Source organism: Streptomyces sp. NPDC059355 (genome assembly GCF_042752335.1).
Taxonomy (GTDB): domain Bacteria; phylum Actinomycetota; class Actinomycetes; order Streptomycetales; family Streptomycetaceae; genus Streptomyces.
Map to the genome: position 1 here is coordinate 53,635 of NZ_JBHYXN010000040.1, position 25,266 is coordinate 78,900.

15 protein-coding genes, 1 tRNA gene and 1 rRNA gene are annotated in these 25,266 nt (G+C 71.7%); 5 read left to right on the forward strand and 12 right to left on the reverse strand.

The window, feature by feature from the left end; genetic code table 11:
* Nucleotides 1-32: 32 nt before the first annotated feature.
* From ACFXGI_RS29920 to ACFXGI_RS29935, 4 genes are all read left to right on the forward strand, one after another.
* The gene (locus ACFXGI_RS29920; protein ID WP_384713208.1) at nt 33-4,646 is read left to right on the forward strand and encodes an ATP-dependent helicase; all 4,614 of its coding nucleotides are present in this window, start codon (nt 33-35) and stop codon (nt 4,644-4,646) included.
* Nucleotides 4,647-4,842: 196 nt separating this feature from the next.
* Nucleotides 4,843-5,532, forward strand: coding sequence for a hypothetical protein (locus ACFXGI_RS29925; protein ID WP_384713211.1), 690 nt, complete (start codon nt 4,843-4,845; stop codon nt 5,530-5,532).
* A gap of 122 nt (nt 5,533-5,654) precedes the next feature.
* The gene (locus tag ACFXGI_RS29930; RefSeq protein WP_384713214.1) at nt 5,655-6,470 is read left to right on the forward strand and encodes an Fpg/Nei family DNA glycosylase; all 816 of its coding nucleotides are present in this window, start codon (nt 5,655-5,657) and stop codon (nt 6,468-6,470) included.
* A gap of 32 nt (nt 6,471-6,502) precedes the next feature.
* Nucleotides 6,503-7,273 carry an SDR family NAD(P)-dependent oxidoreductase gene (locus ACFXGI_RS29935; protein ID WP_384713217.1) on the forward strand — a complete coding sequence of 257 codons (771 nt, stop codon included), beginning with the start codon at nt 6,503-6,505 and terminating at the stop codon, nt 7,271-7,273.
* Here ACFXGI_RS29935 and ACFXGI_RS29940 read toward each other — a convergent pair.
* The 9 genes from ACFXGI_RS29940 to ACFXGI_RS29980 all read right to left on the reverse strand — a co-directional run bounded on the left by ACFXGI_RS29940 (nt 7,221) and on the right by ACFXGI_RS29980 (nt 21,612).
* A complete protein-coding gene (locus ACFXGI_RS29940; RefSeq protein ID WP_384713258.1) occupies nt 7,221-7,511 on the reverse strand; it encodes a hypothetical protein in 291 nt (96 codons plus the stop codon). The two genes, ACFXGI_RS29935 and ACFXGI_RS29940, sit on opposite strands and share 53 nt — an antisense overlap.
* Before the next feature lie 210 nt (nt 7,512-7,721).
* Nucleotides 7,722-8,096: a helix-turn-helix domain-containing protein gene (locus ACFXGI_RS29945; RefSeq protein ID WP_030859700.1), complete on the reverse strand. Its 375-nt coding sequence runs from the start codon at nt 8,094-8,096 to the stop codon at nt 7,722-7,724.
* A 109-nt stretch (nt 8,097-8,205) separates the two neighbouring features.
* Nucleotides 8,206-8,694 (reverse strand): CinA family protein, encoded by a 489-nt coding sequence (locus ACFXGI_RS29950; protein WP_229344975.1) that lies wholly within the window; start codon nt 8,692-8,694, stop codon nt 8,206-8,208.
* Between the two features lie 98 nt (nt 8,695-8,792).
* Nucleotides 8,793-9,449: a CDP-diacylglycerol--glycerol-3-phosphate 3-phosphatidyltransferase gene (pgsA, locus tag ACFXGI_RS29955; protein WP_384713221.1), complete on the reverse strand. Its 657-nt coding sequence runs from the start codon at nt 9,447-9,449 to the stop codon at nt 8,793-8,795.
* Nucleotides 9,446-10,954 (reverse strand): 30S ribosomal protein S12 methylthiotransferase RimO, encoded by a 1,509-nt coding sequence (gene rimO, locus ACFXGI_RS29960; protein WP_384713225.1) that lies wholly within the window; start codon nt 10,952-10,954, stop codon nt 9,446-9,448. Before rimO ends, pgsA begins: the two co-directional genes overlap by 4 nt.
* A gap of 115 nt (nt 10,955-11,069) precedes the next feature.
* Entirely contained in the window at nt 11,070-11,963 is an 894-nt protein-coding gene (locus ACFXGI_RS29965) for a helix-turn-helix domain-containing protein (protein WP_384713228.1), read from the reverse strand.
* A gap of 216 nt (nt 11,964-12,179) precedes the next feature.
* A complete protein-coding gene (locus tag ACFXGI_RS29970; RefSeq protein WP_384713231.1) occupies nt 12,180-14,975 on the reverse strand; it encodes a DNA translocase FtsK in 2,796 nt (931 codons plus the stop codon).
* Between the two features lie 144 nt (nt 14,976-15,119).
* On the reverse strand, nt 15,120-15,800 hold the full coding sequence (locus ACFXGI_RS29975) for a two-component system response regulator (protein ID WP_384713234.1): 681 nt from the start codon (nt 15,798-15,800) through the stop codon (nt 15,120-15,122).
* Between the two features lie 277 nt (nt 15,801-16,077).
* Nucleotides 16,078-21,612 carry a HAMP domain-containing protein gene (locus tag ACFXGI_RS29980; protein ID WP_384713237.1) on the reverse strand — a complete coding sequence of 1,845 codons (5,535 nt, stop codon included), beginning with the start codon at nt 21,610-21,612 and terminating at the stop codon, nt 16,078-16,080.
* 168 nt (nt 21,613-21,780) lie between these two features.
* Here ACFXGI_RS29980 and ACFXGI_RS29985 point away from each other — a divergent pair, with 168 nt between their 5' ends.
* On the forward strand, nt 21,781-24,366 hold the full coding sequence (locus ACFXGI_RS29985; RefSeq protein WP_384713240.1) for a SpoIIE family protein phosphatase: 2,586 nt from the start codon (nt 21,781-21,783) through the stop codon (nt 24,364-24,366).
* Here ACFXGI_RS29985 and ACFXGI_RS29990 read toward each other — a convergent pair.
* The 3 genes from ACFXGI_RS29990 to rrf form a co-directional block, all read right to left on the reverse strand.
* Nucleotides 24,363-24,965: an HdeD family acid-resistance protein gene (locus tag ACFXGI_RS29990; RefSeq protein WP_384713243.1), complete on the reverse strand. Its 603-nt coding sequence runs from the start codon at nt 24,963-24,965 to the stop codon at nt 24,363-24,365. The two genes, ACFXGI_RS29985 and ACFXGI_RS29990, sit on opposite strands and share 4 nt — an antisense overlap.
* A 127-nt stretch (nt 24,966-25,092) precedes the next feature.
* A tRNA-Thr gene (locus ACFXGI_RS29995) sits at nt 25,093-25,168 on the reverse strand.
* A 5-nt stretch (nt 25,169-25,173) separates the two neighbouring features.
* A 5S ribosomal RNA gene (gene rrf, locus ACFXGI_RS30000) occupies nt 25,174-25,266 on the reverse strand; the annotation flags it as partial.

The following is a 25,266-nucleotide window of genomic DNA, read 5'->3' on the forward strand; positions in this document are numbered from 1 at the left end:
CCGTTGTCAGTGGCCGGGTGCAGGATGGGGGCATGGCCGGCTCCGCGCTCGATGCGTTCTCCCCCGCGACCCGCTCCTGGTTCACGGGGGCCTTCGCCGCGCCCACCTCCGCGCAGGAGGGCGCCTGGCGGGCCATCCGGGAGGGCTCCGACGTGCTCGTCGTGGCGCCGACCGGCTCCGGCAAGACCCTGGCCGCCTTCCTCGCCGCCCTCGACCAGCTGGCGTCCACCCCGCCGCCGGCCGAGCCGAAGAAGCGCTGCCGGGTGCTGTACGTGTCCCCGCTGAAGGCCCTCGCGGTGGACGTCGAGCGGAATCTGCGCAGCCCGCTGACCGGGATCCGCCAGGAGTCCGTCCGCCTGGGCCTGCCCGAGCCGGAGATCCGGGTCGGGATCCGCTCGGGGGACACGCCGCCGGCGGAGCGGCGGGCACTGGCCACCCGGCCGCCGGACATCCTGATCACCACGCCCGAGTCGCTGTTCCTGATGCTGACTTCGGCGACGCGCGACGCGCTGGCCGGGATCGAGACGGTGATCCTGGACGAGGTGCACGCGGTCGCGGGGACCAAGCGCGGCGCGCACCTGGCCCTGTCCCTGGAGCGGCTGGACGAGCTGCTGCCCCGCCCGGCCCGCCGGATCGGGCTGTCGGCGACGGTCCGGCCGGTGGACGAGGTGGCGCGGTACCTCGCTCCGCGGGGCAAGGCCGAGATCGTGCAGCCGCCCTCGGCGAAGGAGTTCGACCTGTCGGTGGTCGTCCCGGTGCAGGACATGGGCGAGTTGGTGGGGGTCCCCCCGGCGAAGCCAGGGGGAGGATCGGCCGCCGAGGGGCGGGAGGGCGGGGACAAGCCCTCGATCTGGCCGCATGTGGAGGAGCGCATCGCGGATCTGGTGCAGGCCCACCGCTCCACGATCGTGTTCGCCAATTCCCGCCGCCTCGCCGAGCGGCTGTGCAACCGGCTGAACGAGATCGCGTACGAGCGCGCCATGGGCGAGAAGCTGCCCGACGGCTCGCCGCCGGCCGAGATCATGGCCCAGTCGGGGGCCGCCCTGGGAGCCCCGCCGCTGCTGGCGCGGGCGCACCACGGCTCGGTCTCCAAGGAGCAGCGGGCGCTGGTGGAGGAGGATCTGAAGGCGGGCCGGCTGCCCGCCGTGGTCGCCACCTCCAGTCTGGAACTGGGCATCGACATGGGCGCGGTGGACCTGGTGGTGCAGGTGGAGTCCCCGCCCTCGGTGGCCTCGGGGCTCCAGCGCGTGGGCCGGGCCGGGCACCAGGTGGGCGCGGTCTCCACGGGGGTGGTGTTCCCCAAGTACCGCGGGGACCTGGTCCAGGCGGCCGTGGTCACCGAGCGGATGCGCACCGGGTCGATCGAGTCGCTGCGGATCCCGTCGAATCCGCTGGACGTGCTCGCGCAGCAGCTGGTCGCGATGACCGCGATGGACACCTGGCAGCTGGACGAACTGCTGGCGCTCGTGCGGCGGGCGGCGCCGTTCGCGGCCCTGCCGGAGTCGGCGTTCACCGCGGTGCTCGACATGCTGGCGGGCCGCTATCCGTCCGACGCGTTCGCGGAGCTCAGACCGCGGGTCGTCTGGGACCGGGTGGCGGGGACGATCACCGGCCGGCCGGGGGCGCAGCGCCTCGCCGTCACCTCCGGCGGCACCATCCCCGACCGGGGCCTCTTCGGGGTGTTCCTCGCGGGCGCGGACCCGAAGAAGGGCGGCGGCCGGGTCGGCGAGCTCGACGAGGAGATGGTCTACGAGTCCCGCGTGGGGGACGTGTTCACGCTGGGCACCACCTCCTGGCGCATCGAGGACATCACCCGCGACCGGGTCCTGGTCTCCCCCGCCCCCGGGGTTCCCGGCCGGCTGCCGTTCTGGAAGGGCGACCAGCTGGGCCGCCCCCTCGAACTGGGCCGCGCGGTCGGCGCGTTCCTGCGCGAGCTCGGCGGCCTGACCGAGGAGGACGCCCGGCTGCGCCTGGTCGCGGCCGGGCTCGACGCCTGGGCCGCGGAGAACGTCCTCGCGTACCTCGCGGAGCAGCGCGAGGCCTGTGGCCACGTCCCCGACGACCGGACCATCGTGGTCGAGCGGTTCCGCGACGAGCTCGGCGACTGGCGGGTCGTGGTCCACTCCCCCTTCGGCGCCCAGGTGCACGCACCCTGGGCGCTCGCCCTCGGCGCCCGCCTCGCCGAGAAGTACGGCATGGACGCGCAGGTCATGCATGCCGACGACGGGATCGTGCTGCGGCTGCCCGACGCGGACCTGCTGTCGATGGACCTGCTGGACCACGACCCCGCGCACACCGCCTCCTTCGAGTTCGACGACGAACAGGCCCCGCTGGGCGCCGCGGACGTCGCCTTCGACCACGGCGAGATCAACCAGATCGTCACCGACCAGGTCGGCGGCTCCGCCCTGTTCGCCTCCCGGTTCCGCGAGTGCGCGGCGCGCGCCCTGCTGTTGCCGCGCCGCAGTCCCGGCAAGCGGACCCCGCTGTGGCAGCAGCGCCAGCGGGCTTCCCAACTGCTGCAGGTGGCTTCCGAGTTCGGATCGTTCCCGATCGTGCTGGAAGCCGTACGGGAGTGCCTGCAGGACGTCTTCGACGTGCCGGGCCTGACGGAGCTGATGGGGGACATCGAGGCGTGCCGCGTCCGCCTGGTCGAGGTCACCACCGCCGAACCGTCCCCGTTCGCCCGGTCGCTGCTGTTCGGGTACGTCGCCCAGTTCCTGTACGAGGGGGACTCGCCGCTCGCCGAGCGCAGGGCGGCCGCGCTGTCGCTGGACTCCCGGCTGCTGGCGGAGCTGCTGGGCCAGGCGGAGCTGCGCGAACTGCTCGACGCGCAGGTGCTGGAGGAGCTGGAGCGCGAGCTCCAGTGGCTGACGGAGGACCGGCGGGCCAGGGACGCCGAGTCCGTCGCCGACCTGCTGCGCCTGCTCGGCCCGCTGACCACGGCCGAACTGGCCGAGCGCGGCGCCGATGCGGCCTGGCCGAAGGCCCTGGCCGAGGCCCGCCGGGCCATCGCGGTCCGGATCGGCGGCGCGGACCACTGGGCGTCGATCGAGGACGCGGGCCGGCTGCGCGACGCGCTGGGCACGGCCCTCCCGGTCGGGGTCCCCGAGGCGTTCACCGAGCCGGTCAAGGACCCGCTCGGCGATCTCCTGGCCCGGTACGCCCGCACCCACGGGCCGTTCACGACGACCGCCGTCGCCGCCCGCTTCGGCCTGGGCGCGGCGGTGACCGGGGGCGCCCTGCAGCGGCTCGCGGCGGCGGGCCGGGTGGTGCAGGGCGAGTTCCACCCGGCCGGCATCGGCCAGGAGTGGTGCGACGCGACCGTGCTGCGCAGGCTGCGCCGCCGCTCCCTGGCGGCGCTGCGCCAAGAGCTGGAGCCGGTCCCGCCGACCTCCCTGGCCACCTTCCTGCCGCAGTGGCAGCACCTGGGCGGCGCCCTGCGCGGCATCGACGGCCTGGCCCGGGCGATCGAGCAGCTCCAGGGCTCCCCGGTGCCCGCTTCGGCGCTGGAGCGGCTGATCCTCCCCTCCCGGGTCTCGGGGTACTCCCCGACCCTGCTGGACGAGCTCACCACCACCGGGGAGGTGGTCTGGGCGGGCGCCGGGGCCCTCCCCGGCAAGGACGGCTGGGTCTCCCTCTACCTGGCGGACGCCGCGCCGCTGCTGCTGCCCCCGCCGCACCCACTGGAGCTGACGCCCCTTCACCAGTCGGTCCTCGACACCCTGTCCGGCGGGTACGGGCTGTTCTTCCGCCAGCTCGCGGAATCGGTGCGCGCCAAGTGGTCCGAGGCCACCGACCTCGAACTGTCCGAGGCCGTCTGGGACCTGGCCTGGTCGGGCCGGCTGACCAACGACACGCTCTCCCCGCTGCGCTCACTGCTCGGCTCGGGCCGCACGGCGGGCGCCACCGCCCACCGGGCCCGGCGCACCGTCCCGCGCGGCCGGTACGGGACGCTCAGCGCGCAGGTGTCCCGCCCGGGCCCGCCCACGGTCTCGGGGCGCTGGTCACTGCTGCCCACCCGGGCTCCCGACCCCACCCACCGGGCGCACGCACTGGCCCGGACCCTGCTGGACCGGCACGGGGTGGTGACGCGGGGCGCGGTGGCCGCCGAGGGCGTGGAGGGCGGCTTCAGCGCGGTGTACCGGGTCCTGTCGGCCTTCGAGGACAGCGGGCAGGCCCGGCGCGGCTATGTGGTGGAGGGCCTGGGCGCGGCCCAGTTCGCGATGGACGGCGCGGTGGACCGGCTGCGGTCGGCCGAGCGGAACCCGCCCCCGCTCGCGGCGGTGGTCCTGGCCGCAGCCGACCCGGCGAACGCGTACGGGGCGGCGCTGCCCTGGCCGGAGCCCCCGGCCGGGGCCACCCACAAGCCGGGCCGCAAGGCGGGATCGCTGGTGGTCCTGGTCGACGGCGAGCTCACCCTGTACCTGGAGCGGGGCGGCAAGACGCTGCTGGCCTGGCCCCCGGCCGAGGACCCGCGGCTCGCTGCGGCCACCGCGGCCCTGGCGGCGGCCTCCCGGATCGGCGCGCTCCCGGCGCTCACGGTGGAACGGATCAACGCCGCTGCGGCGTTGACCTCCCCGCTGGGCCCGGCCCTGGAGGCGGCCGGCTTCCACGCCACCCCGCGGGGGCTGCGCATGCGCTCGTGAATCCGGCGACCGCATCCGACCGCTGAATCCAACATTCCGGTCTCGACCATCGCGCTTACGTCCCGCTTATGTCTTGAGCACGTCACGAAGCCCCTCTCGACTGGCGGCCCCGCCCTTTTCTGGACTATCAAGATCACCGCAGGCATCAAGCGTGACGATGCCACGTCAAAGATCACACTCATGGGGGACCAGAAAAGTGAGCACCAACAGCATGCGACGAGCGGCAACGGGCGTCATCGGTCTGGCGGTTGCCGGAACCCTGACCCTCACCGGCTGCAAGAGCGGCAACGAGGAGGTCGCCCCCGCGCAGTCGAGCGCTCCGGCCGCCCAGCCGAGCCAGGGCGGCCAGGACTCCGCGCAGCCCAGCACCCCCGCCAGCCCCTCCGCCGGCGGCGGCCAGGCCCCCGCGGGCGCGGCGGGCCAGGCGAAGCCCGGCCAGACCTTCAAGATCGGCGAGACGGCACAGGTCCCGTTCAGCTACGGCAGCACCAAGGGCGGCACCATCGCCCTCACCGTCACCGCCGTCGAGCCGGGCCAGCCGGCCGACCTCGACTCGCTCAAGCTGGGCGACAAGGTCAAGGGGATGATCCCCTACTACGTCCGCTACACGGTCAAGAACATCGGCACCGTGGACCTCTCGTTCGCCTCCGTGGGTCACATCAAGGGCATCCTCCCGGACGGCTCCGAGGCCCAGGGCGTCTCCGTCATCGGCAAGTTCGAGAAGTGCAAGGACGAGACGCTGCCGAAGGGCTTCACCAACGGCCAGACGCAGACCAGCTGCGCCATCGCCCTGGCCCCGTCCGCCCAGACGAAGGTGGTCGGCGCCGAGTACTGGGGCGACCCGTACAACAACCTGAACGACGGCAAGGGCCTCTTCTGGAAGTAGCGGCACGGGAACCGGCAGCGGCCACCCCGCGCCTTCCCCTTCCGGACGACCGGGCCCCCGCCCGCGCCACCGCGCGGGCGGGGGCTCCCGCCGTCCCGGCCCCGTGGCGCGACAATGGCGCCATGCCCGAAGGAGACAGCGTCTGGCGCGCCGCGGCCCGGCTGGACGCCGCCCTCGCCGGCCACGAGCTGACCCGCAGCGACCTGCGCGTCCCCCGCTTCGCCACCGCCGACCTCACCGGCCGCACCACCCTCGGCGTCACCCCGCGCGGCAAACACCTCCTCGCCCGCTTCGAGGGCGGCCTGACCCTCCACACCCACCTGGGCATGGACGGCTCCTGGCGGGTCTTCGCCGCGCGGGAGAAGTGGCACGGCGGCCCCGCGTACGAGATCCGCGCCATTCTCGGCACCGCCGGGCACACGGCCGTCGGCTACCGCCTCCCCGTCGTCGAACTGCTCCGCACCTGCGAGGAGGACCGGGCCGTCGGCCACCTGGGCCCCGACCTCCTCGGTCCCGACTGGGACGCGGGGAAGGCCGCCGACAACCTCCTCTCCACCCCCGGGCGCCCGCTCGGCGAGGCCCTGCTCGACCAGCGCAACCTGGCCGGCATCGGCAACATCTACAAGTCCGAGCTCTGCTTCCTCGCCCAGGCCACCCCCTGGACCCCGGTCGGCGGCCTCCCCGACCCCGGGACCACAGCCGTCCGCCTGGCCCGCGCCGCCCACCGCCTGCTGCGCGCCAACACCGGCGCCAGCGCCGTCCGCAACACCACCGGCAGCCGCCGCCGCGGCCAGGAGCTCTTCGTGTACGGCCGCGCCCGCCGCCCCTGCCTGCGCTGCGGCACCCCCGTCCGCGAGGCCCCGCAGGACGACCGCCCGACGTACTGGTGCCCCCGCTGCCAATCCGGCCCGACCCCTCCCGCGCTCCCACCTGGTTGACGGTCCGTCAGATCCGGTCGTACCGTCCCGGCATGCCCACACCCAGAGCCCCGTACGACCTCACCGGCCGGACCGCCCTGATCACCGGCGCCGCGAGCGGCATAGGCCGCGCCACCGCCGTTCTCCTCGCCGAGGCGGGCGCCGCCGTGCACTGCGCGGACCGCGACGAGCCGGGCCTCGCCGAGACCGCCGACCTCGTCGCCAAGGCCGGCGGGTCCGCCACCGTCCACCCCCTCGATGTCACCGACCGGGCCGCCCTGCGCGCCGCCGTGGCCGCCGCCGGCGCACTCGACATCACCGCCGCGATCGCCGGGATCATGCACACCAGCAGCGTCCTGGAGACCTCCGACGAGGACCTCGACCGGGTCCTGGACATCAACTTCAAGGGGATCCTGCGCACCTGCCAGGAGGCCGCGCGGGCCATGATCGCGGCCGGCCGCCCGGGATCGATCATCACGATGGCCTCCGGCGCCGTGGACGCCGCCCAGCCCGGCCTGCTCTGCTACAGCGCCGCCAAGGCCGCCGTCGTCCAGCTCACCAAGACCCTCGCCACGGAGGCCGGGCCCCACGGGATCCGCGTCAACGCCATCGCCCCGGGGTGGATCCGCACCCCCATGACCGGCCGGCACAGCCCCGAGGTCCGGGAACAGACCGAGGCCGTGATGGTCCGGATGTCCCCCCTGCGCCGCGTGGGCGAGCCCGAGGACATCGCCCAGGCCGTGCTCTACCTCGCCTCGGACGCCTCGTCCTTCATGACGGGCCAGATCCTCCGCCCGAACGGCGGAGTGTCGATGCCCTGGTGAATCCTTCACCACCCGGCACCGCGTCGTCCGGCTCGGCCACCGCCCCGGCGGACGACTCCGCCGCCGCCCGCCGGGCCCTGCGTACGGGCCCGGGCGTGCAGTGCACCGGCAGCAGGCCCAGCCCCCAGCCGCCCACGGCCACCGCGCCCTCCACCGGACCCGACTCGCCCGGCGCCAGCGCCAGCCGCAGCACCGCCCACCACCACAGGGCGCCCATCGCCACCGCGAGGGCCACCATCGGGGATATGCCCCGTACCGGAGGTATCCGCAGTAACCACCGCACGGCTGCCTCCCGGGATCAGGGCCGCGATCCGGACTCGTCCGGATTCCCCATCCTCCCGTACACCCCCGAGCTGCGCACCCAGAACGGCTCGGAGCCCCGGCCGGTGCGTCATGCACCGGCCGGGGCTCCGGCCACGCTCATTTCTTCACAGCTCGCGCATCGACCTCACGCGGCTACGACATTCACCGCTTCCGCAGGCGCCTTGATGGTCACCCGCTCCGGCCCGCCCGTGACCGAAGCCACGGAGACCGAATTGAGCATCGGGCGGACCGGCACCGTGACCGGTTCGCTTGCCGACTGCGCCAGCTCAGCCAGCGACAGCTCGTCGCTGACCTCGCGCATCAGCTCGGACATCCGTACGTCCAACGCGTCGCAGATCGCGGAGAGCAGCTCGGAGGATGCCTCCTTCTGCCCCCGCTCCACCTCGGAAAGATAGCCGAGAGAAACTCGGGCGGACGAGGAGACTTCGCGCAGAGTACGGCCCTGGCGCTGGCGCTGCCGACGCAGCACGTCACCCAGCAGGCGACGGAGCAGAATCATCGGTGGCTCCCTCCTCTGACCGTGTAGCCGCATCCTTCACGCCCCACCGTACCGCCTCGCGCCGCGGCCGTGCGGGGAGCTATGTCGTGTTCACTCAGGGCTGCAAACATCAAATCCCCCCGTTCTGTTCCGTATCCTGCCCCCGCGCATTCTCGCGGAGTTCGCTCGAGAGCAGTTCGAGCACTGTCCGTGCACTCTCCCTACGAATTTCCGCACGGGAGCCGTTCAACCTCAGCGGGACGGTTTTCCTGCCCCGCGGACCCGCCACGGCGATGAAAACGGTGCCCACCGGCTGCCCGTCCTGCGGGTCCGGACCGGCCACGCCGGTGGTCGCGATCCCCCACGATGCACCCAGCACGCGCCGTACGCCGGCCGCCATCTCGGCCGCTACCTGCGCGTTCACCGCACCTTCGGCAGCCAGCAGTCCGGCGTCCACCCCCAGGACGCGGTGCTTCAGCTCGGTGGCGTACGCCGTGACCGAACCGCGGAACGAGCGGGAGGCCCCGGCGATGCCCGTGAGCTCCGCGGCCACCATGCCGCCGGTCAGCGACTCCGCGACGGCGAGGGTCTGGTCACTCTCCGCAAGGAGGCGCAACACCTCCGCGGCGACCGCTGCGGTGGCCCCGGTCTCCGCCGCCGGTTCCGCGGCGCCCGAAGGCGCCCCACCGACCACCGGAGAATCCCCCACCGCGTATGTCACCTTGCGGCCCGCTCCGCTTCCAGACCCTGGCGCCGCAGCACCACGGCCTGACGGATGTAATCCAAACCGGTGACCACGGTCAGCACGACGGCGGCCGCCATCACCCAGAAGCGCAGGGTCGCCAGCGGCCCGGTCAGCGCGAGGACGTACATGCCCACCGCCGTCCCCTGGACCAAGGTCTTGAGCTTGCCGCCCCGGCTGGCGGGAATCACCCCGTACCGGATGACCCAGAAACGCATGAGCGTGATCCCGAGTTCCCGCCCGAGGATCACCCCGGTCACCCACCAGGGCAGGTCTCCCAGCCAGGAGAGACAGATCAACGCCGACCCCATGATCGCCTTGTCGGCGATGGGGTCGGCGATCTTCCCGAAGTCCGTGACCAGGTTGTACGTACGGGCCAGGTGCCCGTCGAAGATGTCCGTGATCATGGCGACGGCGAACGCGGCCCAGGCCCACGCGCGCCACACCGGGTCGTACCCGCCGTCGGCGAGGAGGAGCAGGACGAATCCCGGCACCAGGACGAGCCGGATCATCGTCAGGATGTTCGCGATGTTCCACAGGCTGGCCTGATTGACCGCCGCGGCCCCCAGCTTCGCGCCGGGCGCGGGCCGGCGGCCGGTCCCGCCCGCCGCAGATGCCGGGACTCCGGTCATCCGGCCGCCTCCTCGTCGAGGTGCAGGGGCTCGGCCACCAGGTCCACGCCCAGCGTGCCGACCACCTTCGCCGTCACGATACGGCCGGGCACCAGGCCCGTGCTGTCCGTGAAGACGACCTGGCCGTCCGTCTCGGGCGCCTGGTGCGCGGCCCGCCCGTAGGCACCGGCCTCTTCCTCATCGGCCCCGCCCACCGCTTCCACGGACTCGACGAGTACCTCCAGGGTCTCCCCGATCCGCTCCTCGGCGCGCTGCGAGGTGAGCTCCTCGGCGAGCCGCTGCATGTGCGCGAGCCGCTCGGCGATCGTCTCCTCGTCCAGCTTGTTCGCGTACGTGACGGCTTCGGTGCCGTCCTCGTCGGAGTAGCCGAAGACGCCGATCGCGTCGAGCCGCGCGTGGGTGAGGAAGCGCTCCAGCTCCTTGAAGTCCGACTCGCTCTCACCGGGGAAGCCGACGATGAAGTTGGACCGGACGCCGGCCAGCGGGGCCTTGGTGCGGATGGTGTCCAGCAGCTCCAGGAACCGGTCCGTGTCGCCGAAGCGGCGCATGGCGCGCAGCACGTCGGGGGCCGAGTGCTGGAAGGACAGGTCGAAGTACGGCACGACCTTGGGGGTCGAGGTCAGTACGTCGATCAGGCCGGGCCGCATCTCGGCCGGCTGGAGGTAGCTGACGCGGACGCGCTCGATGCCGTCCACCGCGGCCAGCTCGGGCAGCAGGGTCTCCAGCAGGCGGATGTCGCCGAGGTCCTTGCCGTACGAGGTGTTGTTCTCGGAGACCAGCATGACCTCCTTGACGCCCTGCTCGGCGAGCCAGCGCGTCTCGCCCAGCACATCGCTGGGGCGGCGCGAGATGAAGGAGCCGCGGAAGGACGGGATGGCGCAGAACGAGCAGCGCCGGTCGCAGCCGGAGGCCAGCTTGACCGAGGCCACCGGGCTCTTGTCCAGGCGGCGGCGCAGCGGCGCGCGCGGCCCGGAGGCGGGGGCGACTCCGTCCGGGAGGTCGGCGGGGGCCTCGGCCGGCTCCTCGACGGGCGCCGACTGGGCGTGGCCGGGCAGCGCCACCGCGCTCTCCTGGCGGGCCGCGGGGCTGATCGGCAGCAGCTTGCGCCGGTCGCGCGGGGTGTGGGAGGCGTGGACGCCGCCGTTGAGGATGGTCTGGAGGCGGTCGGAGATGTCGGCGTAGTCGTCGAAGCCGAGCACGCCGTCGGCCTCGGGGAGTGCCTCGGCGAGCTCCTTGCCGTAGCGCTCGGCCATGCAGCCGACGGCGACGACGGCCTGGGTCTTGCCGTGATCCTTGAGATCGTTGGCTTCCAGCAGGGCGTCTACGGAGTCCTTTTTGGCGGCTTCGACGAAGCCGCAGGTGTTGACGACGGCTACGTCCGCATCGGCGGCGTCCTCGACGAGCTCCCAGCCATCCGCCGCCAAGCGGCCTGCGAGCTCCTCCGAGTCCACCTCGTTACGGGCGCAGCCAAGAGTGACAAGGGCGACGGTACGGCGTTCGGGCATGGACTCAAGACTACTTTGTCCAAACGGCGGCCCCCGCCCCAAGTCCCGGTAAACCAAGATCCCCGGGGTGCGGCGCAGCACCCCGGGGACCCGGAATCACGGATTCAGCGCTGTATCAGCCCGCCTGGGCCGCCCCCTGGCGGGGGTCGTCCTTGGTGTATGTGAGGCGTTCCACCTGACCCGGCTGGAAGTCGTCCTTGATCTCCTTGCCGTTCACGAAGATCTTCACGACCCCGGCGTCGCCGAGGACGAGGTCGATGGACTCCTTGTCCGTGAAGGTCTTGGACTCGCCCGGGGCCAGCGTCCCGTCGAACAGCAGGCGGCCGCTGTGGTCCTTCGCGGAGATCCAGCTCTCGCCGTCGTTGGCCGTCAGGACGACCGTGACGAGGTCCTTGGGCGCGGCGGCGATCGCACTGTCCGAGGGCTCCGGCTTGGGGGCCTTCGGCTGCTGCGGCTGGGCGGCCGGCTTCCCGGCCGACTGCTTGGGTGCCGCCTGCGGGGCGGCGGAGGCGTCCGCCACCGGCCGCTTGTCCTTCGCGTCGCTGCCGCTGAAGGCGGTGAAGCCCACGAAGCCGATCACGGCGACGATGGCGGCGACCATGGCAGCGGTCCAATTGGGCCGCTGCCGCTCGGGACGGATCCGTTCGGCCTCGAACATCGGCGCGGCGGGCGTGGGTGCCGGCCGGCCGCCGTGGGCCGCGTCGTACGCGTCGACCAGGGGTTCCGGATCGATGTGGACGGCGCGGGCGAGCGTACGGATGTGACCGCGGGCGTAGACGTCGCCGCCGCACCGCGTGAAATCGTCAGCTTCGATCGCGTGCACGATCGGGATGCGCACGCGGGTGGTGGAACTGACCTCGTCGACAGTGAGCCCGGCGGCGATCCGGGCCTTCTTCAGGGCCGTCCCGATGGACGGTCCTTCGGCCTTGCGTTCGATGATGCGGTCCTCGGACCGGTCGTCGGTCGAAGGACGCTCATCTTCGGGGGAGTTGGAGTTGCCGATGGACACGAGGGCGCCTTTCGAGCGTGTAGCCACCTGCTGGATGCCCAGTCTAGGGGGGTGACGAAAGGGTGGAGCAACCGGAGGGTGGACTTCCTACGCCATCCGAATGGCAAACCGAACAGTGTGGGAAGTCGGGGTGCTGCGGCGGCCCCGACCGGACACGGCGGTGCCACCTCCCTCAACTTGACGCGGCTCCAGGGGAAACGGTTGCCCGCCCGCGAATCACGGTTGGGTCTCTCCCCGGATGACGGCCAGGACCCCGTCCAGCTCGTCCGCCTTGACCAGGACGTCGCGCGCTTTCGAACCTTCGCTCGGGCCGACGATCGCGCGCGACTCCATCAGGTCCATGAGCCGGCCGGCCTTCGCGAAGCCCACCCGCAGCTTGCGCTGGAGCATCGAGGTGGACCCGAACTGGGTCGAGACCACCAGCTCGGCCGCCTGGCACAGCAGGTCCAGGTCGTCGCCGATCTCCTCGTCGATCTCCTTCTTCTGCTTCTGCCCGACCGTGACGTCGTCCCGGAAGACGGGCGCCATCTGGTCCTTGCAGTGCTGCACGATCCCGGCGATCTCGTCCTCGGTGACGAAGGCGCCCTGGAGGCGGACCGGCTTGTTCGCCCCCATCGGCAGGAACAGCCCGTCACCCTTGCCGATCAGCTTCTCGGCGCCCGGCTGGTCCAGGATGACCCGGCTGTCGGCGAGCGAGGAGGTGGCGAAGGCGAGCCGTGAGGGCACGTTCGCCTTGATCAGGCCCGTGACCACGTCCACCGAGGGCCGCTGGGTGGCGAGCACGAGGTGGATGCCGGCCGCGCGGGCCAGCTGGGTGATGCGGACGATGGAGTCCTCGACGTCGCGCGGGGCCACCATCATCAGGTCGGCGAGCTCGTCGACGATCACCAGCAGGTACGGGTACGGGCTCAGCTCCCGCTCGCTGCCCGGGGGCAGTTTGATCTTGCCGTCCCGGATGGCCCGGTTGAAGTCGTCGATGTGCCGGTAGCCGAAGGCGGCCAGGTCGTCGTAGCGCAGGTCCATCTCGCGCACGACCCACTGGAGCGCCTCGGCGGCCCGCTTGGGATTGGTGATGATCGGCGTGATCAGGTGCGGGATGCCCTCGTACGCCGTCAGCTCGACGCGCTTGGGGTCCACGAGCACCATCCGGACGTCCTCCGGGGTGGCCCGCACCATCACCGAGGTGATGAGGCAGTTGATGCAGGAGGACTTTCCGGAGCCGGTGGCGCCGGCGACGAGCACGTGCGGCATCTTCGCGAGGTTGGCCATGACGTAGCCGCCCTCGACGTCCTTGCCGAGCGCCACCAGCATCGGGTGGTCGTCCTCGGCCGCGTCCGCCAGCCGGAGCACGTCGCCCAGGTTGACCATCTCGCGGTCGGTGTTCGGGATCTCGATGCCGACCGCCGACTTGCCCGGGATCGGGCTGATGATCCGGACGTCCGGCGAGGCCACGGCGTACGCGATGTTCTTGGCCAGCGCCGTGATCCGCTCGACCTTGACCGCCGCGCCGAGCGTGACCTCGTAACGTGTGACCGTCGGGCCCCGGGTGAAGCCGGTGACCTGCGCGTCGACCTTGAACTCGGAGAACACGTTGGTCAGCGAGGCCACGACCGCGTCGTTGGCGGCGCTGCGGGTCTTGCCCGGCCCGCCCTTCTCCAGCAGATCGAGCGAGGGCAGGGCGTACGTGATGTCCCCGCGCAGCTGGAGCTGCTCGGCCCGGGGCGGCAGCGGCTGGGACGACGGCGGGGCTTTGGTGAGGTCCGGGACGGACAGGGTCCCGGAAGCCGCGGCGGTGGTGGCGTGCGGCGCCCCGGCCGGCTCCGGAACGGGCTCCGGCTCCGGCTCCGCGGCCTTGGGCCGCTCCACCCGCGCGGGCGGCACCGGAGTGGTGATCTCCGCCCCCTCGCGCTCCACCGAGATGCCGTGCGTGAGGTCGGCCACCAGCGGGGAGGGCGGCATTCCGCCGTAGACCACCCCGTCCAGCGCGGCGGCCGCCGCCGCGGCCACGTCGACGGCGTCCATCCCGCGCTCGGCGGCCGGCCGGGCCGGGGCCCGGCGCGGGCGCCGCCGCCGGGCGAGCGCCTGCTCCTCGGCGGCGTCGGCGGAACCGGCGGCATCCGTGGACGCCCCCGGACCGGCGGCCCCCGACCGGGCCCGCCACTGCTCGGCGTCGTGGCGGTCGGCGGCGGCGCCGCCCTCCCCGTACCCCTCGTCGTACTCGTTCGGGGCGATGATCCCCAGCCGGATACCCAGCCGCCGCAGCCGCTGCGGGATCGCGTTCACCGGGGTGGCGGTCACCACGAGCAGCCCGAAGATCGTGAGCAGCACCAGCATCGGCACGGCCAGCGGCGCGCCCATGGTGAAGATCAGCGGCTTCGAGGCGCCCCAGCCGATCAGCCCGCCCGCGTTCTGCATGGCGGTGGTGCCCTCGTCGCGGCCGGGCGCCCCGCAGGCGATGTGCACGAGGCCGAGGACGCCGATGACGAGCGCGGAGAGGCCGACGCCGATCCGGCCGTTGGCGTCGGGCTGCTCGGGATGGCGGATGAAACGTACCGCCATGACGCCGAGCAGGATCGGCACGAGCAGATCCAGTCGTCCGAAGGCACCGGTGACCAGCATCGTGACCAGATCCCCGACGGGACCGCTCAGGTTCGACCAGGTACCGGCGGCGACGATCAGCGCCAGGGCGAGCAGCAGCAGCGCGACGCCGTCCTTGCGGTGGGCCGGGTCGAGGTTCTTGGCCCCCTGGCCGACTCCGCGGAAGACCGCGCCGACCGCGTGCGCGCAGCCCAGCCACACGGCGCGCACCAGCCGCACCACGCCCCCGGTGGGGGACGGCGCGGGCTTGGGCGGCGCCTTCTTGGCGGGGGCGCGCCGGGGCGCCGCGGTCTTCTTCGCGGCGGACCCGCGCGCGGCGGCCGCCTTCTTCGCCGGCGCCGTCGTCCGGCCGGTGCGGCCCTTCGCGGTGCCCGCTGTGCTCTGGGAACCCTTGCCGGACGTACGTGAGGCCATGGGGCCGAGGTTACCGTTGCGCGCGCCGGTGGACACGCGTGCCCACCCCTTCACCCGTTCGTGTCGCGCGCCGTGTCAGTGCTTTGACGCACCGCCAGACATGACACCCGCGCGAACGGCCCGGTGTTCGGCCCCTGGACGCGCTCAGTTCTGCGCGGGCAGCACCGGCGATCCCCCGCCGGTCCCGGGCTCCAGCGCGTCGAGCGCCCGCCGCAGTCCGGTGAGCTTGCGCTCCAGATGGGCCGCGGTCGCCACGACCGCCGCGTCGGCCGATTCCTCGCCGAGCTGCTTGGTCAGCGCCTCGGCCTGCTCCTCTACCGCCGCGAGCCGCGCGGAGAGCTCGGCCAGCAGGCCGGCCGTCTCCTTGCCGGCGTCGCCGTTGGAGCCGCCGCCCTCCAGCTGGAGGCGCAGCAGCGCCGCCTGCTCCCGCAGCTGGCAGTTCTTCGTGTACAGCTCCACGAACACCGAGACCTTGGCCCGCAGCACCCACGGGTCGAAGGGCTTGGAGATGTAGTCCACCGCGCCGGCGGCGTAGCCGCGGAACGTGTGGTGCGGACCGTGGTTGATCGCGGTGAGGAAGATGATCGGGATGTCCCGGGTCCGCTCGCGCCGCTTGATGTGCGCGGCGGTCTCGAATCCATCCATCCCGGGCATCTGCACATCCAGCAGGATGACCGCGAAATCGTCCGTCAGCAGCGCCTTGAGCGCTTCCTCCCCCGACGACGCCCGGACCAGTGTCTGATCGAGCGCGGAGAGGATGGCCTCCAGCGCCAGCAGATTCTCCGGCCGGTCGTCGACCAGGAGGATCTTGGCCTTCTGCACCATGCCCTGTCCTCCTCGCCCCGGCATGGGGCCTCCCCGGCTCCTGGCACCGGCCTGTACGCCGGGCCCCGCCCCAGAAGAGGACGGCATCCTTGCGCCGTCCGTCCTTGTGCCGGTCATCGTAGCCCCAGTCCCGAGATCGCCACACCCTGTCACCAGGATGTCACTGTGCACGAAGCAGAAACGGTGTGGGAGAGCAGAAGGTTCCCCGCCTCCCGCCCTTTCACACCGCTTTCGCCACAGTCAGTCAGCAATTGGTATCAGAGTGCTCGCCTGTTGATCACTTGCCGCGCATCCACTGTTCCATCACCGACAGCAGATAGTCCGGGTCGACCGGCTTGGTGACATAGTCGGAAGCACCGGAGTCGATCGCCTTCTCCCGGTCCCCCTTCATCGCCTTCGCCGTCAGCGCGATGATCGGCAGCCCGGCGAACTGCGGCATGCGCCGGATCGCCGAAGTCGTCGCGTACCCGTCCATCTCCGGCATCATGATGTCCATCAGTACGACCGTCACATCGTCGTGCTGCTCCAGGACTTCGATGCCCTCCCGGCCGTTCTCCGCGTACAGCACCGCGAGTCCGTGCTGCTCCAGCACGCTGGTCAGCGCGAACACGTTGCGCACGTCGTCGTCCACGATGAGCACCTTCTCGCCGTGGAAGTCGTACGACCTGGGCAGCACCGGAAGATCCTCCTCCGGATTGACCCAACCGTCCGCGGTCCCCTGCGCGTTCGGCTGCCCCGGCACCGCCGTACGCGGCTCCAGGTCGCTCAGCGCCTTGCGCCGCCGCCGGAACAGCGCGGCGCCGCCCTGCCCCTGACCGGCCGGCTCGGCCGCCGGCAGCGCGGGCCGCACGTGCTGCGCGTGCTGCGGCTGCGCCGCGGAGACCGGCGCCGCCGGGGTCGCCGGCAGCGCGGGCCGCGCCCCGTCGACCTGCCTGCGGTACACCTCGCCGCGCCCGCCGCCGGGCGTGGGCGGCGCGTACCCCTGAGGCGGCAGCTCGCTCGGGTGCAGCGGCAGGTACAGCGTGAACGTGGAACCGCGGCCGGGCTCGCTCGCCGCGTGGATCTCCCCGCCCAGCAGCCGGGCGATCTCCCGGCTGATGGACAGCCCGAGCCCGGTGCCGCCGTACTTCCTGCTGGTCGTCCCGTCGGCCTGCTTGAACGCCTCGAAGATCACCAGCATCTTGCTCGCCGCGATCCCGATCCCGGTGTCCGTCACCGAGAAGGCGATCAGGTCCGCGTCCGCCTCCCGCAGCGAACCGGCCTCCAGCAGCTGCTCGCGGATCGCCATCGGCACGTCCGCGCCGGCGGGCCGGATCACCAGCTCCACCGCCCCGGTGTCGGTGAACTTCACCGCGTTCGACAGCAGGTTGCGCAGCACCTGGAGCAGCCGCTGCTCGTCCGTGTGCAGGGTCGCGGGCAGCTCCGGGGAGACCCGTACCGAGAAGTCCAGGCCCTTCTCCGCGGTCAGCGGCCGGAAGGTGGCCTCCACGTAGTCCACGAGCTGCACGAGCGCGATCCGCGTCGGCGAGACGTCCATCTTCCCGGCCTCGACCTTCGACAGGTCCAGGATGTCGTTGATCAGCTGGAGCAGGTCCGAGCCCGCCCCGTGGATGGTCTCCGCGAACTCCACCTGCTTCGGCGACAGGTTCTCGTCCGCGTTGTCCGCGAGCAGCTTGGCCAGGATCAGCAGCGAGTTGAGCGGCGTCCGCAGCTCGTGCGACATGTTCGCCAGGAACTCGGACTTGTAGCGCATCGACACCGCGAGCTGCTCGGCGCGCTCCTCCAGGACCTGCCGGGCCTCCTCGATCTCGGTGTTCTTCACCTCGATGTCCCGGTTCTGCTGGGCCAGCAGCTCCGCCTTCTCCTCCAGCTCGGCGTTGGCGGCCTGCAGCGCCTTCTGCCGGTTCTCCAGCTCGTCGGAGCGCTCTCGCAGCTGCTCGGTCATCTCCTGCGACTGCTTGAGCAGCATCTCCGTCTTGGAGTTGACGCTGATCGTGTTGACGCTCGTACCGATCATCTCGGCGATCTGGCTCAGGAAGTCCTTCTGGATCTGGGTGAAGGGCTGGAAGGACGCCAGCTCGATGACGCCCAGCACCTTTCCCTCGAACAGCACCGGCAGCACGATCACGTGCGCCGGCGGAGCCTCCCCGAGACCGGAGGAGATCTTCAGGTAGCCGGGCGGGGTGTTCTCGACGAGGATCGTCCGCTTCTCCTCGGCGACGGTCCCGATCAACCCCTCCCCCGGCCGGAAGGAGGTGGGAACCGCCCCGCCCGCGTACGCGTAACTCCCGCGCATCCGCAGCTCGTACGAACCGTCCGGACCGCCGTCGGTCCCGATCTCGGTGGTGGCTCCCGAGGGCAGCGCCAGGAAGAACGCCCCGTGCTGCGCCGAGACCACCGGGGTCAGCTCGCTCATGATCAGCGAGGCCACGTCGTCCAGCTCGCGGCGGCCCTGCATCAGGGCGGAGATCCGGGCGAGGTTGCCCTTCAGCCAGTCCTGCTCCTTGTTGGCCAAGGTGGTGTCGCGCAGGTTCGCGATCATCGTGTTGATGTTGTCCTGGAGGACCTGGATCTCGCCCGCCGCGTCCACGTCGATCTTCAGGTTGAGGTCGCCGCGGGTCACCGCGGTGGCCACGGCCGCGATCGCGCGAACCTGCCGGGTCAGGTTCCCGGCCATCTCGTTCACGGACTCCGTGAGGTCGCGCCAGGTGCCGTCCACGTCCCGGACCCGCGCCTGGCCGCCCAGGATGCCCTCGGTACCCACCTCGCGCGCCACCCGCGTGACCTGGTCGGCGAACGAGGACAGCTGGTCCACCATCGTGTTGATCGTCGTCTTCAGCTCCAGGATCTCGCCCCGGGCGTCGATGTCGATCTTCTTGGTCATGTCGCCCTTGGCGATGGCGGTCGTGACCATGGCGATCTGCCGCACCTGGCCGGTGAGGTTGGAGGCCATGAAATTCACCGAATCGGTGAGGTCCTTCCACGTACCCGACACACCCGGCACGTGCGCCTGGCCGCCGAGCCGGCCCTCCGTACCCACCTCGCGGGCCACGCGCGTGACCTCGTCCGCGAACGAGGACAGGGTCTTCACCATCGTGTTGACGGTGTCGGCGAGCTGCGCGACCTCGCCGCGCGCCTCGACCGTGACCGTCTTGGTCAGGTCGCCGTTGGCGACCGCCGCCGAGACCTGCGAGATGTTGCGCACCTGCGAGGTCAGGTTGTTGGCCATCAGGTTGACGTTGTCGGTCAGGTCCTTCCAGATGCCGGTCACCCCGCGCACCCGCGCCTGGCCGCCGAGGATGCCCTCGGAACCCACCTCGCGGGCGACCCGCGTCACCTGCTCCGCGAACGAGGACAGCTGGTCGACCATCGTGTTGACGGTGGTGACGAGTTCGAGGATCTCGCCCTTCGCGTCCACGGTGATCTTCTTGGAGAGATCGCCCATCGCGACCGCCGTCGTCACCTCGGCGATGTTGCGCACCTGCGAAGTCAGGTTGTTCGCCATGAAGTTGACGGACTGCGTGAGGTCCTTCCAGGTGCCGGAGACCCCCTTCACCTCCGCCTGGCCGCCCAGGATGCCCTCGGTGCCCACCTCACGGGCGACGCGGGTCACCTGCTCCGCGAAGTTCGAGAGCTGGTCGACCATCGTGTTGAGGGTGTTCTTCAGCTCCAGGATCTCGCCGCGCGCATCCACGTCGATCTTCTGCGAGAGGTCCCCGCGGGCCACCGCCGTCGCGACCTGCGCGATGTTGCGCACCTGCGAGGTCAGGTTCCCGGCCATGCCGTTCACGGAGTCCGTGAGGTCGCGCCATACGCCGGCCACCCCGGGCACCTGCGCCTGCCCGCCGAGCCGGCCCTCCGTACCCACGTCCCGGGCCACCCGCGTCACCTGCTCGGCGAACGCCGAGAGCTGGTCGACCATCGTGTTGATGGTGTTCTTCAGCTCCAGGATCTCGCCGCGCGCGTCCACGTCGATCTTCTGCGAGAGGTCCCCGCGGGCCACCGCCGTGGTCACCTGCGCGATCTGCCGCACCTGGGAGGTCAGATTGCCGGCCATGAAGTTGACGGAGTCGGTGAGCTCCTTCCAGGTGCCCGAGACCCCCTCGACCCGTGCCTGGCCGCCGAGGCGGCCCTCCGTGCCCACGTCCCGGGCCATCCGCGTGACCTGATCGGCGAACGAGGACAGCTGGTCCACCATCGTGTTCACGGTGTTCTTCAGCTGGAGCATCTCGCCCGAGACGTCCACGGTGACCTTCTGCGACAGGTCGCCGTTGGCCACCGCCGTCGTCACCTGCGCGATGTTGCGCACCTGCCCGGTCAGGTTGCGGAAGGCGGTGTTCACCGAATCGGTGAGGTCCTTCCACGTACCCGCCGCACCCGGCACCTGCGCCTGGCCGCCCAGCTCACCCTCGACGCCGACCTCACGGGCCACTCGCGTCACTTCGGCACCGAAGGACTGGAGCTGGTCCACCATCGTGTTGACGGTGTTCTTCAGCTCCAGCATCTCGCCCGCCACGTCCACGGTGACCTTCTGCGACAGGTCGCCGTTGGCCACCGCCGTCGTCACCTGCGCGATGTCCCGCACCTGCGTGGTCAGATTGCGGAAGACCGTGTTCACCGAATCGGTGAGGTCCTTCCACGTACCCGCCGCACCCGGCACCTGCGCCTGGCCGCCCAGCAGGCCCTTCGCCCCGACCTCGCTGGCCACGCGGGTGACCTCGTCCGCGAAGGTGCGCAGCGTCTCCGTCATCTGATTGATCGTTTCGGCCAGCTGCGCCACCTCGCCGCGCGCGCTGACCCGTACCTTCTGCGACAGGTCACCATTGGCCACAGCCGTCGTGACCTGCGCGATCCCGCGCACCTGGGCCGTCAGGTTGCCCGCCATGGTGTTGACGGAGTCGGTCAGGTCCTTCCACACGCCCGCGACTCCGGGCACCTTCGCCTGGCCGCCGAGCTCACCCTCCGTACCCACCTCACGGGCGACGCGCGTCACCTCGGAGGAGAACGAGGACAGCTGGTCCACCATCGTGTTCACGGTGTTCTTCAGCTGGAGCATCTCGCCGGCCACGTGCACCGTGACCTTGCGCGACAGATCGCCCTTCGCGACCGCCGTCGTGACGAGAGCGATATCACGCACCTGAGCGGTGAGCCGGTACGCCATCGTGTTGACGGAGTCGGTCAGATCCTTCCAGGAACCTGACATCCCGCGCACCTGGGCCTGACCACCGAGCTTGCCCTCGGTGCCCACCTCCAGTGCGACCCGCGTCACCTCGTCGGTGAACGCGGACAGCTGGTCGACCAGGTTGTTGACCGTACGCCCGACCTTCAGGAACTCACCGCGCAGCGGATGCCCGGCCCCCTCCGCGGCCTGCGTACGCAGGTCCATCCGCTGGTCCAGATCACCCTCGGCGACCGCCGACAGCACCCGGCCCACCTCGGACACCGGCCGTGCAAGATCGTCCACCAGCTGGTTCGAGGCATCGATCGCCGCCGCCCAGGAGCCCTCGCAGGCGCCTGTTTCCAGCCTTTCGCTCAGCTTCCCCTCGCGGCCCACCATCCGCCGCACCCGGGAGAGCTCTCCCGTCAGATGGAGGTTCCGGTCGGCGACCTCGTTGTAGACGGCGGCGATCTCCGCCATCACACCGTCGCCGGACACCGTCAGCCGCTTGCGGAAGTTCCCGTCCCGCATCGACACCAGGGCCGTGAGCAGCCTGTTCAGGGCCGCGGTATCGACTTCCGTCGTGCCGTTGCGGCGGGACCTCCCGCCCTTCGGGCGCGTTCCCGTACGCCGCACCGCTGCGCCAGACTCCACCGTGTCCCTCCCGAAAGGGTCGACCGTTGTTCCACCGACACCCGGCGAGTCGCACGCCCGGCTATCCGATCCTGCCCAGTGTTTCACCCTGGCCGAACCCGGCCATAACACTTCGGCACCATCGCACACCGGCCGCACCCTGCGGGTGGAATCCCTGACGACGGCACCATGCCGACCGCGAAGGTAAGTAACCTGGCACCCGATGTCCAACCGCGTCGAAGGAGATTCGTGATCACGGCTCGGGCGGCTGCCAGCTTCGACCCCCTCGGGCGCTCGGTCGCCGCGGCCCGGGCGTTCGTCCGCGACACCCTGCAGGGATGGGGCTTCGCGGACATCGTCGACGACGCCGTGGTGCTCACCAGCGAGCTCGTCACCAACGCCGTGGTCCACGCCGGCACCAGGGCCGAGGTGCTGTGCCTGCGCTCCGGGGACGGGGTACGGGTCGAGATCGCCGACCGCTATCCGGAACGCGAGCTCCCCCTCCAGCACCCGGGCGAGCGCCCGTACGCCGACCCCGACCGGGAGAGCGGCCGCGGACTGATGCTCTGCGCCGCCCTCGCCACCCGCTGGGGAGTCGAGTACACGGCCACCCACAAGCACGTGTGGTTCCGGCTCGACCTCCCGGACCGGCCGGTCGGTACCCGATCCGCCGGACCCGTCGTCCCGGACCGCCTCCTGCCCCTGGCCGACAGCCGGGTGCGCGTCGCCGTCCTCCAGATCGACGCCTCCGACTCGATCTCCGCCTGGAACGAGGACGCCGAGCACGTCTTCGGCTACTCCGCCGAGAAGGTCGTCGGCCGCCCCCTCGCCGAGCTCGCGGCCTGGCCCCAGACCCCCGGCACCGGCACCGGCATCGCCGAGGCCCTGCGCCTCTCCCGCTGGGAGGGCAGCTACGGCATCCGCGGCGCCGACGGCCGCGTGATCCCCGTGTACGCCTCCCACCTGCGGGTCCGCGATGCCCACGGCGAGCCCTCGATCGTCTGCCTACTGGTCCACGACGACGAGCGGGCCCTGCTCCAGACCCCCGTACGGGTGGCCTCCGCCGACAGCCTCCAGCTCACCGAGCCCCGCCCCGCGGACCCCTTCGAGGTCTTCATCGGCTCCCCCGCCCCCGATGACCTCGACGGACTCCTCCAGCGCACCGTCGAACGCGCCCGCGACATGCTCGACGCCGACTCCGCCTTCCTGCTGCTGGCCACCGACGACGAGACGGAGCTCGAGGTCCGCGCCACGACCGGGCTCCCCTCCACCCGCCAGCGCTTCGCCCGCGTCCCCGTCGAGGCCGGCACCAACCGGTACGGCTCCGCCCGCATGCCCGCCGTCCACGACGACCTCGCCGCCGTCCCCGGAGCCGTCCCGCTCCTGGAGGCCACCGGCATGCGCTCGGTGATCACCGTCCCGCTCAAGGTCGAAGGCAGGCTCACCGGCTCGCTCGGCGTCGCCGCCGAGAACCCCGGCCGCTACTCCAACGCCGAGGCCTTGCGCCTCCAGTTCGCCGCCGACCGCATCGCCCTCGCCGTCGAGTCCGCCCGTCTCGGCGAGCTGGAGCGACTGCGCCGCGGCTCCCTGTCCTTCCTCGTCGAGGCCTCCGACCTGCTGGCCGGCACCCTCGACCGGGACCAGACCCTGGCCCTCATGGCCCAGATGACCGTCCCGACCCTGGCCACCTGGTGCGCCGTGTACACGATCGCCGACCAGTCCTCGGATCCGTACCTCTCATACGTGCTGCACGAGGACGAGGAGCGCATCGACGGCCTGAAGGCCCTGCTCTCCCGCGTCAGCCCGCCCGAACCGGTCCGCGAAGCCGGCGCCCGCCCCTGGCCGGCGACGGCCCAGGCGGTCGGCGGGGAGACCGTCGTCCTCCCACTGCTGGCACGCAACCGCGTGATCGGCATGCTCACCCTCGGCAAGCCCTCCGAGGAGCACTTCCGCCAGGAGATCCTCGAACTCGCGGAGGACCTCTCCCGCCGGGCCGCCCTCGCCCTCGACAACGCCCGCCTGTACTCGGAGCGCACGGCGATCAGCCGCTCCCTGCAGCGCAGCCTGCTCCCGCCCGGCTCCCCCGCGATCCCCGGCATGGAGGTCGAGGTCATCTACCGCGCGGCCGGCGAGGGCAACGAGGTGGGCGGCGACTTCTACGACGTCTTCCCGATCCGCGACGGCGCGTACGGCTTCGCGATCGGCGACGTCTGCGGTACGGGCCCCGAGGCGGCCGCCGTCACCGGCCTCGCCCGGCACGCCCTGCGCCTGCTGGCCCGCGAAGGTCTCGGCGGCCCGGCCGTGCTGGAGCGGCTCAACGCGGCCATCCTCGACGAGGGCGCCCGCAGCCGCTTCCTGACCCTCCTCTACGGGGAGCTCCACCCGCAGCCGGACGGCGGCGCCCTGATGAAGGTCGTCTGCGCCGGCCACCCGCTGCCGCTCCGCCTGCGCCCGGACGGCCAGGTCACCCCGGCCGCGGACCCGCAGCCCCTGCTCGGCGTGATCGACGACCTCGACCTCTACGAGCAGACCCTCACGCTGGACCCGGGCGACGTGCTGCTCTGCGTCACGGACGGCGTGACGGAACGCCGCGAGGGCACGCGCATGCTGGGCGACGACGGCCTCACCGAGGTCCTCACCACCTGTACGGGCCTCACCGCCGGCGCGGTCGCCGCCCGTGTCCTGCGCGCGGTGGAGCGCTTCGCGGCTGAACCCGCCTCGGACGACATGGCCATCCTGGCCTTCCGCGTCCCCCAGCAGCGCACGGGCGACTAGTCGGACCTCATGTGGCGGGTGGCGGAGCGCAGTGCGAACGCCATCACGACTTCGAACACGCCCAGCAGGACGAGCCAGAGCCCCAGCAGCCGGGTCAGCGCGACCGCGGAATCCACCGGGAAGCAGAGCACGACGATTCCGGCGACGGTACCGAGGGCGCCCAGGCCGAAGAGCAGGCCCCGGTGTACGAGCGCGCGGTCGGCGATCGCGCTGTAGGCCGTGAGTACTCCGGTCAGCAACCAGAACACCCCGAGGATCAGGGACAGTGCGCCGATGGTCTGCATCGGATGCCGCAGCACCAGGACGCCGGCCAGGAGCGCCAGCATGGCGACCAGGATGCCCGCCAGTCTGCTGCCGCCGTCGTTGCTGTGCGAGAAGGCGGAGACGAAGCGGAAGACACCCACCACAAGCAGCTGCAGACCGATGATGACGGCCAGGATGTGCAGCGTCTCGTCGGGCCAGACGAGTACCAGGATGCCGGGGATCAGGGTCGCGAGGGCGAAGCCGAGTGCCCAGTGCCAGGTGCCTCCGACCTGCTTCAGGACGTCCTCGGGGTCGCTCTGCGTGTGCTTCGGTGCCGCGTCAAACGGAACGGTCATCACGCCTCCCAGGTTTCCCCCCTTCCCGCCCAGTTTAGGGAGGTGCGGTGCAGCCCGCCCGTCCGGCGCAGGAGCCGGCTCCTGGAAACGCAAAAAGGCCCCCGCCATGAGGCGGGGGCCTTTTCTTTGGAGCCCTTTAACGGAATCGAACCGTTGACCTTCTCCTTACCATGGAGACGCTCTACCGACTGAGCTAAAAGGGCGGGTTGTTCGGCGGCGTCCTACTCTCCCACAGGGTCCCCCCTGCAGTACCATCGGCGCTGAAAGGCTTAGCTTCCGGGTTCGGAATGTAAACCGGGCG

Bases quoted from the DNA above. Each gene is read 5' to 3' on its own strand.
- ACFXGI_RS29920 (WP_384713208.1), top strand. From the start codon at position 33: ATGGCCGGCTCCGCGCTCGATGCGTTCTCCCCCGCGACCCGCTCCTGG.
- ACFXGI_RS29930 (WP_384713214.1), top strand. From the start codon at position 5,655: ATGCCCGAAGGAGACAGCGTCTGGCGCGCCGCGGCCCGGCTGGACGCC.
- ACFXGI_RS29935 (WP_384713217.1), top strand. From the start codon at position 6,503: ATGCCCACACCCAGAGCCCCGTACGACCTCACCGGCCGGACCGCCCTG.
- ACFXGI_RS29940 (WP_384713258.1), bottom strand. From the start codon at position 7,511: ATGGTGGCCCTCGCGGTGGCGATGGGCGCCCTGTGGTGGTGGGCGGTG.
- ACFXGI_RS29945 (WP_030859700.1), bottom strand. From the start codon at position 8,096: ATGATTCTGCTCCGTCGCCTGCTGGGTGACGTGCTGCGTCGGCAGCGC.
- pgsA (WP_384713221.1), bottom strand. From the start codon at position 9,449: ATGACCGGAGTCCCGGCATCTGCGGCGGGCGGGACCGGCCGCCGGCCC.
- rimO (WP_384713225.1), bottom strand. From the start codon at position 10,954: ATGCCCGAACGCCGTACCGTCGCCCTTGTCACTCTTGGCTGCGCCCGT.
- ACFXGI_RS29970 (WP_384713231.1), bottom strand. From the start codon at position 14,975: ATGGCCTCACGTACGTCCGGCAAGGGTTCCCAGAGCACAGCGGGCACC.
- ACFXGI_RS29975 (WP_384713234.1), bottom strand. From the start codon at position 15,800: ATGGTGCAGAAGGCCAAGATCCTCCTGGTCGACGACCGGCCGGAGAAT.
- ACFXGI_RS29985 (WP_384713240.1), top strand. From the start codon at position 21,781: ATGCCGACCGCGAAGGTAAGTAACCTGGCACCCGATGTCCAACCGCGT.
- ACFXGI_RS29990 (WP_384713243.1), bottom strand. From the start codon at position 24,965: ATGACCGTTCCGTTTGACGCGGCACCGAAGCACACGCAGAGCGACCCC.